Below are 3,405 nucleotides of genomic sequence, written 5' to 3'. Positions count from 1 at the left end.
CCCGCCACAGCTCGGACACTGTGGCCGGCGCACTCTTCGTCACCCGCCCAGGGTACGAGCGAGCAGGGCCAGCTGCACCGACGGACCGAGACCGGGCACCGGGAGAACAGTCGCGCGGCTGGCACTGGGCCGAGATGACCTGGGCCCTCAGCACCGATCGCCATCAGGCACATCGGGGCGGGGCGGCGGTGCCGACCTTGGGCGAGGTTTCGGAGTGCCCTGTTCCCTATTGCGAGCGGAGTACCGTCCACTCATCAGCAGCGACTCGCCCTCTCGCATCCTGACGGCCCTGCGGCGCTTCGGTCACTGGTTCGCACACCTGATGGACGATCGAGAGCCTTCGCGCAGGACGGATCCGATCATCCGTGACCAGGAAGGCGAGGTGAAGATGAACATTCCCCCCCCACCATGAGGGCACGCTCTAGCCCGACCCGCCCGTGATCGGCACATCGCGTGCACTCTCAGCGGCAAGCCACGTACCTAGGGGTGAAGGTCAGTAGTGCGTTAGCAGCGTGGTGGCCGTAGATTCCCAGGATGGGCCTGGAATGGGAGCAGGTGGTCATGGACGCCGCGGACCCGGTGATGTTGGGCCGGTGGTGGGCTAACGCGCTCGGATGGGTCGTGCTGAATGACGCGCCGGATGAGTTCGAGATACGGCCCACGGCGGATCGGCTGCCCGGACTGATCTTCGAACCAGTCGGAGAGGCGAAGGGCGGCAAGAACCGTCTCCACTTGGACTTTCGGCCTGACGACCAGCAGGCCGAAGTCGCGCGCCTCCTGGGCCTCGGCGCTCGGCATGCGGACGTAGGCCAAGGGCAGCAATCCTGGGTCGTGCTGGCAGATCCCGAAGGCAACGAGTTCTGTGTGCTGTCAACCAAACGCACTTAGCCGCCTCGCTGAAACGGCACGTCGGTGCGGGTGGCTACGGCCTACCCTGCCGCTATGGCCTTCCACGCCGCCGTCATCATGGGCTGCCCATCGGGATCGCCTGACTGCAACGAGCCGCCCCCTCTCGACGGCTGGATCACCTTCTGGACACCCATCCTCGTCGTCGGCCTAGCGCTGATCTTGCTGATCGCCAGCGTCGCTGTGTACCGAAGGCATCAGCGGAATCGCAACCAGCCCGACCGGCCGGGCCGCGGTCATAACCGGGCACATCGGTGCGATGACTGGTCAGGTTGTGGATACGGGGGGACGCCCGCTGCCTCGTGGTAGATCGACCCGGGAGACTCCATGTCCGGGGAACTTCACCGGGACCGCCAGTAGAAGCTTCTCGTTGCCGCAGCGTCGGCAGAACTCAAGCGACTCCGGAGCGTCGCCATCGTCCTGCCGACGCCAGTCGTGGCCGAGCACTCGGCACTGCCAAGGCAGCCTCACGCTCCGAGCATCCGCCCCCCCGGCGCGTCCGCAAGGGACCAAGGCCAAGCGCACAACCCGCGCCTACTGCCGGATCCCGGCATCGGACGATGCGCCCGTGATCGGCATTCATGAACGGGGCTTGTTCGTCAAGCTTTCGTTGAGCGGGATCGGTTGGTTGTGGGGCGGCGTTGTCTGCGGGGCGGGTCAACAGGCAGCGCGCGCAGCCGGTGAGGGCCGGTCGGGAGCGGTGTTGAGCCGTCTCGTGGGCGACGCAGATCGTGCTGCCGGCGCCGTCGGCTGTTCGGTTGTGGTGTCGGCTTCAGCTCAAGAGTCGCGAGCGACGGCAGCCAGGGCTGCCAGGCATTCCTTCGCGTGCGGTGACTGCATGAAGCCGTCGGGAGCCCTGGGGGTCCAGGGTCGTGGGGCCATTCACTTCCTCGACCGCACCGGCTGGTGGGTCATGCCGTTCCCCGGCCCGCACGAAGACTGCTGTGTCACGCCGCCTCGGCGCGGGTGAGGAACCGCGCTTGGCCGTCGTGCAGTGTGTAGTAGACCGCCTCGAGCATCCGCCGGGCCGCCGCGGTCTTCGCGATGTTGCGGGCACCGGTGCCGCGGCGGGCGATGATGTCGTCCTTGACCTGCTTCACCGCGGGCTCACAATTGCGTTGGATGGCCTCGACGGCTGCCCACCGGACCAGCTTGCAGCCTTCCTTGCTGATGTGACCTCGGCGCACGGTCCGGTCGGACTCGTAGTGGCGCGGAGTGATCCCGGCCCAGCAGCACAACGCCGCCGCGGTGTCGAACCGGGTGATGTCACCGATCTCGGCGACGAAGATCGCCGCCAGCACCGGACCGATCCCCTTCAGGCCCAACAGCTTGCAGTAGCCCGGGTGATGACGCAGCCTGTCAGCGAGCTCGTGTTCGCATGCGTCGATCTCCTGGGCCAGCATCAGCATCAGACGTCGCTGGGCTGCCAGCCGGATCGCATAGGTGCCCGGGAGCTGCAACGCCGCGAGAATCTCGGTCGCAGCATCACCGTCCAGGTCGGTGACAGCCAACCGGATGCCGTGCTTGGCCAGCAGCGCCCGGACCCCGGCCTTGACCGCGGTCGAGGTCTTCACCAGCTGCTGGCGATGCCGCACCAGCTCGCGCAGTTCGCGCAACTCTGGCGGGGCGATATACGCCTCCGGCAGCGACCCCAGTCGCAGCAGGTTCGCCAGCTCATAGGCGTCGCGCGGGTCAGTCTTCACACGCTTACGAGATCGCATCGCCTTCATGCCATAGGGGTGTGCCAGATGCACCTCGAACTTCGCCGCCTGCAAAGCATCAACCGCCCAGTACCAGCCGTAGGTCGCTTCGATCGCCACCGGCGCCCCCCGGCCGGCCTTGCGGCACTCACGCACCAAGGCCTCCGGGTCGTTGTCGATCCGGACCCAGCCGCACTCGCCGCCGTCTGCATCGATGATCCCGACCACCGACCGGTGCAAATGCAGGTCTACCCCGACCACTTGCCTTCCGGAGATACTGCTCATCGCGGGCCTCCTTCTTGTCGCGGTGTGAGCAGTCCGAATTCTCGGAGAAGCCCACAGGAGCGGAGGCCCCGCCCCGTTATGGCATCACTTCTAGTGCGCGCTTGGGCCGGACGGACCCAGACACACCGCTGAGGTCACCGCCAGGTCCCGGTGTTGGCTACGAAGCAACGCGAAACAGAACGTCTGGCCCTCGAACTGTGGATGTGGACCGTGGATCGCTGCGACGGACCCGTCCGCGTTGAAGATGATCTGGCCTGCATCGTGCTGCACTAGCCTCGATACTTCATGTAGAGGTCCGCGACACGGGGTCTGAAAGTACGGAAGTGCCTGTCCTGTAAGGGAAACTTGGGCTTGCGAAGGTCCGAGGAAACCGCACAGAAGAGGCACTCCGTAGGTGAAGAGTAACCGGTGGTCCAAGCGGGTCAAGGTCAGTGCCACGGGGACGGGTTTGGTGTCGCGGTCGGGCGTGGCTTTGCTGCGTGAGCTGACCGAGGTCACGGGCCTGGTGGCGGGC

2 protein-coding genes are annotated in these 3,405 nt (G+C 66.3%); one reads left to right on the top strand and one right to left on the bottom strand.

All coding sequences use genetic code 11. From position 1 onward, the window contains the following. The first annotated feature begins 534 nt into the window (after positions 1 to 534). Positions 535 to 888 (top strand): VOC family protein, encoded by a 354-nt coding sequence (locus VIM19_17130; GenBank protein ID HEY5186579.1) that lies wholly within the window; start codon positions 535 to 537, stop codon positions 886 to 888. A gap of 965 nt (positions 889 to 1,853) precedes the next feature. On the opposite strand, the gene VIM19_17125 is transcribed toward VIM19_17130, so the two are convergent. Further along, complete coding sequence (locus VIM19_17125) at positions 1,854 to 2,891, bottom strand: IS110 family transposase (protein HEY5186578.1); 1,038 nt, start codon at positions 2,889 to 2,891, stop codon at positions 1,854 to 1,856. Positions 2,892 to 3,405: the final 514 nt, after the last annotated feature.

This window comes from Actinomycetes bacterium (assembly GCA_036510875.1).
Taxonomy (GTDB): Bacteria; Actinomycetota; Actinomycetes; order Prado026; family Prado026; genus DATCDE01.
Note: the sequence above shows the minus strand (reverse complement) of the source record. Positions and strands in the feature narration are given on the sequence as shown.

Coding starts and splice junctions, on each gene's coding strand:
- VIM19_17125 (HEY5186578.1), bottom strand. CDS start 2,891: ATGAGCAGTATCTCCGGAAGGCAAGTGGTCGGGGTAGACCTGCATTTG.
- VIM19_17130 (HEY5186579.1), top strand. CDS start 535: ATGGGCCTGGAATGGGAGCAGGTGGTCATGGACGCCGCGGACCCGGTG.